General features: G+C 73.1%; 2 protein-coding genes. Both read left to right on the forward strand.

The window, feature by feature from the left end; all coding sequences use genetic code 11:
* The coding region (locus ACFVV1_RS40630) for an SDR family NAD(P)-dependent oxidoreductase (RefSeq protein ID WP_390000622.1) at positions 1-4,298 on the forward strand (4,298 nt) is incomplete at its 5' end.
* 87 nt (positions 4,299-4,385) lie between these two features.
* A partial coding sequence (locus ACFVV1_RS40635; protein WP_390000625.1) for a beta-ketoacyl synthase N-terminal-like domain-containing protein occupies positions 4,386-4,870 on the forward strand: 485 nt, incomplete at its 3' end.

A 4,870-nucleotide genomic window follows, 5' to 3' on the forward strand; every position in this document is an offset into this window, starting at 1 on the left:
CCGAACCGTGGCCCGCCACCGAGAACCGCCCCCGCCGCGCGGGCATCTCCTCCTTCGGAATCAGCGGGACGAATGCGCACGTCATCCTCGAGGAGGCTCCGGGTACGACGGCCAGTGCCGCTGTCGCGGTACACGGCCCGGGTGTGTTCCCGGTGGTCGTGTCGGCGAAGAACGAGCGGGCCCTGCGTGAGCAGGCCGGCCGTCTGGGTGCGCGCGTGCTCGCAGACCCGGAGCTCGACCTGCGGGATGTGGCGCTGTCGTCGGTGGCGACTCGGGCGCAGTTGGAGCACCGGGCCGTGCTGGTGGCCGGTGACCGGGAGCAGCTCCTTGCGGGCCTCGCCGGTCTGGCCGCCGGTGAGCCGGGGGCTGGGGTCTCTCAGGGCCGGCCTGTGAGCGGCAGGACCGCGTTCCTGTTCACCGGACAGGGCGCGCAGCGAGCGGGCATGGGCCTCGAACTCGCCGGCATTCACCCCGTGTTCGACGCCGCACTGGATGAGGTGTGTGCGGAGCTGGACCCGCTGCTGGGACGTTCGCTGCGCAAACTCCTCGCCGCCGAGGACGCGACGCTCAACGCCACCGAGTACACCCAGACCTCCCTGTTCGCGATCGAGGTCGCCCTCTACCGGCTCGTCGAATCCCTCGGCATTCGCGCCGACTACCTCATCGGGCACTCGGTCGGTGAGATCGCCGCCGCACACGTCGCCGGGGTTCTCTCCCTCGCCGATGCCTGTGCCCTGGTCGCCGCCCGTGGCCGTCTCATGGGCGCGCTACCTGCCGGCGGCAGCATGGCCGCCATCCAGGCCGAAGAACCCGAAGTCAGCGAAGCACTGGCCGGGTTCGAAGGCCGCCTCGAGATCGCAGCCGTCAACGGACCCCGCTCTATCGTCGTCTCGGGCGACTTGGATGCTCTCGACGCATGGCTTCCGCGCTGGGAGGAATTGGGTCGCAAGACGACCCGCCTGCGCGTCAGCCACGCCTTCCACTCCCCACGCATGGAACCCATGCTCGACGAGTTCCGCACGGTCGCCGAGGGACTGACGTTCAACCCGCCGCGCATCGCCGTCGTATCGAACGTGACGGGCGACGTGGTCACGGATGAACTGACCGACCCCGGCTACTGGGTCCAGCACGTCCGAGGAGCCGTCCGCTACCACGACGGCATCCGCACACTCCACCGCGAAGGCGTCACCCGCTACCTCGAACTCGGCCCCGACGCCATCCTCACCGCACTCACCCGCCAATGCCTCGAGGACGAAGACAGTCTCGTCCTCACCCCGGCCCTGCGCGCACGCCAGTCCGAGGCCCACACCTTCGCCACCTTCCTCGGACACGCCCACACCGCCGGCATCCCCGTCGACTGGAACACGTACTACGCCAACACCGGCGCCACACGCACCGACCTCCCCACCTACGCCTTCCAACACGAGCACTACTGGCTCAGCCCCGCTCCCGTCAGCGGCGACGCCGCCGGGGCCGGGCTCGACCGGCTCGGGCACCCGCTGCTCGCCGCTGCCGTCAAGCTCGGCGACCGCGACGAGTGGCTGTTCACCGGCCGTGTCTCGGCCGGTAGCCAGCCCTGGGTCCTGGACCACGGGGTCTTCGGCACCGTCCTGCTGCCGGGTGCGGCCCTCGTCGAGCTGGCGCTCGCCGCGGGGCGCCGGGCCGGGACGCCCGTACTCGACGAGCTGGTACTCGAGGCTCCGTTCGTGCTGCACGGCACGGCGGGCGCGCAGCTCCAGGTGACGGTGGGGAACCCCGACGAGGACGGTGTCCGCGAGGTGGCCGTCTACTCCCGTCCCGAGGCCGTCGGCGCGAGTACGGACGGCGGCGACCCGGACGAGGACGCCGGCCGTGAGGCCGTCTGCCACGCCCGGGGCACCCTGGCTCCGGATACGGGGCTGCCGGAGGTGACGGCGCTGCCGTCGGTCTGGCCCCCGGCGGAGGCCGAGCAGGCACCGGCCGGTGCGCTGTACGCGCGTCTCGCCGAGGCCGGGTACGACTACGGTCCGGCATTCCAGGGCGTACGGAACGTCTGGCGCACCGAGGGGGCCCTCTTCGCGGAGGTCGCCCTGCCGGAGGAGCACGCGGACGGCGCCGAGGGATTCAGCCTGCATCCGGCGCTGCTCGATGCCGCCCTGCACGGCGGGTTCGACCTGCTGGATCGGGACGGCGAGGACTCCGCCACCCGCCTGCCCTTCTCCTGGTCGGGCGTACGGACCGGACGGACCGGCGCCGCCCGGCTCCGGGTCCGCGTCGGCCTCGCCGGCGACTCGGACCTGCGGATCGACATCGCGGACGAGCTCGGCGCACACGTCCTGACCGTAGAGCGGCTCGCGCTGCGCGCCGTGGAGCAGGCCCAGCTGGAGGCGCGGAGCCAGACCGGCGTCAGTTCGCTCTACCAGGTGGACTGGGTGCCGGTGGCGCTGCGCGGGGCCGCGGCCCCGCTGCGGGTCGAGGTCCTCGGGGAGAAGTACGCCGACCTGGCCGCTCTCGAGCGGGCCCTCGCCGAAGGCGTGGGCGCTCCGGACCTCGTGGTCGCCCACGCCGGGCCGGCCACCGACGTCGCGGCCGGCGACGCTGTCGCCGCCGTTCACGCGAACGCCGAGCACGCGCTCGGTCTGGTACAGCAGGTGCTGTCCAGTACCTGGCTGGGCGAGGAGACCCGGCTGCTCGTGGTCACCCGGCAGGCCGTCGCGGCCGTCCCGGGAGAGGACGTACGGCCCTCCGAGGCCCCGGCCTGGGGTCTGGTCCACAGCGCCCAGTCGGAGCACCCCGACCGCTTCCTGCTCGTGGACGCCGAAGAGCCGGGCACGACCGCCGGGCTCGCGGGCCTCGACTGGGCCGCGCTGGCGGGTCTGGACGAGCCCCAGCTCGCGGTGCGCGGCGGGCGGGTGTTCGCACCCCGTCTGGCCCGGGCCGAGCTCGCGGAGCCGAGCGGTCCCACCGCTCCGGACCCGGAGGGCACGGTCCTGATCACCGGCGGTACCGGCGGTCTGGGCGCCCTGTTCGCCCGGCACCTGGCCGGTACGTACGGGGCGAAGCGGCTGCTGCTGGTCAGCCGGCGCGGTCCGGCCGCGCCGGGCGTGGCCGAGCTGGTCGCGGATCTGGCCGGCCTCGGGGCCGAGGCGCGGGCGGTGGCCTGCGATGTCACCGACCGCGGTGAACTCGCCGCGCTGCTGGGCGCGCTGGAGCACCCGCTGACCGCCGTCGTGCACTCCGCCGGAGTCCTCGACGACGGCACCGTCGAATCGCTGACGCCGGAGCGCCTCCAGCGGGTGCTGCGGCCCAAGGTGAACGCGGCCCTGCACCTGCACGAGCTGACGGCCGGTCTGGAACTCTCCTCCTTCGTCCTGTTCTCCTCCGTGGCCGCCCTCATCGGCAGCCCCGGCCAGGCCAACTACGCCGCAGCCAACGCCACCCTCGACGCCCTCGCCGCCCACCGCCGCGCCCTCGGCCTGCCCGCCACCTCCCTCGCGTGGGGCCTGTGGGGGGAGACCGGCCATGCCGGGTCCCAGGGTTCGGCGGCCGCCGCGGGCGCACCCGTTGATGCGGCCGGCATGGGGGGCGGCCTCGACGAGGCCGAGCTGGCCCGTCTCGCCCGCATGGGCATCGGGGCGCTCCCGGCCACGACCGGCCTGGAGCTGTTCGATCACGCGCTGACGCAGGACACCGCTCTCCTCGTGCCCGTCCGGCTCGACCAGCCCGGGCTGCGCGCCCAGGCCGGGGCGGGCACGCTGCCGCCGCTGTTCCACGGACTGGTACGGATGCCCGTACGGCGTACCGAGACGGCTGCCGGGAGCACTCTGGCGGAACAGCTGGCCGCGGTCAGCGGGGCCGAGCGGGAGCGGGTGGTACTGCGGCTGGTGCAGGCTCAGGTGGCGGCCGTTCTCGGCCACGCCTCGGCCGAGGCAGTCGAACCCGAACGCACCTTCAAGGAGCTGGGCTTCGACTCGCTGGGCGCCGTCGAGCTCCGCAACCGGCTCAGCCGAGCCAGTGGTGTGCGGCTGCCCTCGACGCTGGTCTTCGACCACCCGTCGCCGGGTGCCGTGGCGAAGTACCTGCTCGCCGAGGCCGCTGGCGGGGCCGCCGAGGAACCCGCCGTCGACCGTGAGATCGAAAAGCTCGAGGGCATGGTCGCCGGACTCGACACCGGGGACCGGCAGCGCGTCGCGGACCGGTTGCGCGGTCTGCTCGCCACCCTCACAGGAAGCGAGCAGGGCATGAGCGAGCTGATCGGGGCGGCCACCACCGCCGACGAGATGTTCCAGCTCCTCGACGCCGAATTCGGCGAGGTGTGACGCGTGGCACCGGAATCAGACGCGCGCAACGACAACGCGACGCGTGACACCCAGATGTCACGCACGAACACGCAGCACCAGACGACCATCCAGGGGGACAGCGCAGTGAGCGCCGCAGGCAACGATCAGCAGCAGGACAAGCTCGTCCGGTACCTCAAGCGGGTCGCCGTCGACCTGAACGAGACCCGGGCCCGCCTCCAGCAGTACGAGGACCGCGCTGCCGAGCCGCTCGCGATCGTCGGGATGGGCTGCCGCTACCCGGGCGGGGTGAGCTCTCCCGACGAGCTGTGGAAGTTCGTGTCCGAGGGGCGGGTCGGGATCTCCGAGTTCCCGCAGGACCGCGGCTGGGACGTGGAGGGGCTGTTCCACGAGGACCCCGATCACGCGGGCACCTCGTACACCCGCGAGGGCGGATTCGTCGAGGGTGCGGCCGAGTTCGACGCCGCCTTCTTCGGGATCGCCCCGCGCGAGGCCGCTGCCGTCGACCCGCAGCAGCGGCTGCTGCTGGAGACGGCGTGGGAGGCGTTCGAGGACGCCGGCATCGACATCACGCGGCTGCGCGGCAGTGACAC

Origin of the sequence: Streptomyces sp. NPDC058092 (genome assembly GCF_042884935.1) — a bacterium.
Taxonomy (GTDB): domain Bacteria; phylum Actinomycetota; class Actinomycetes; order Streptomycetales; family Streptomycetaceae; genus Streptomyces.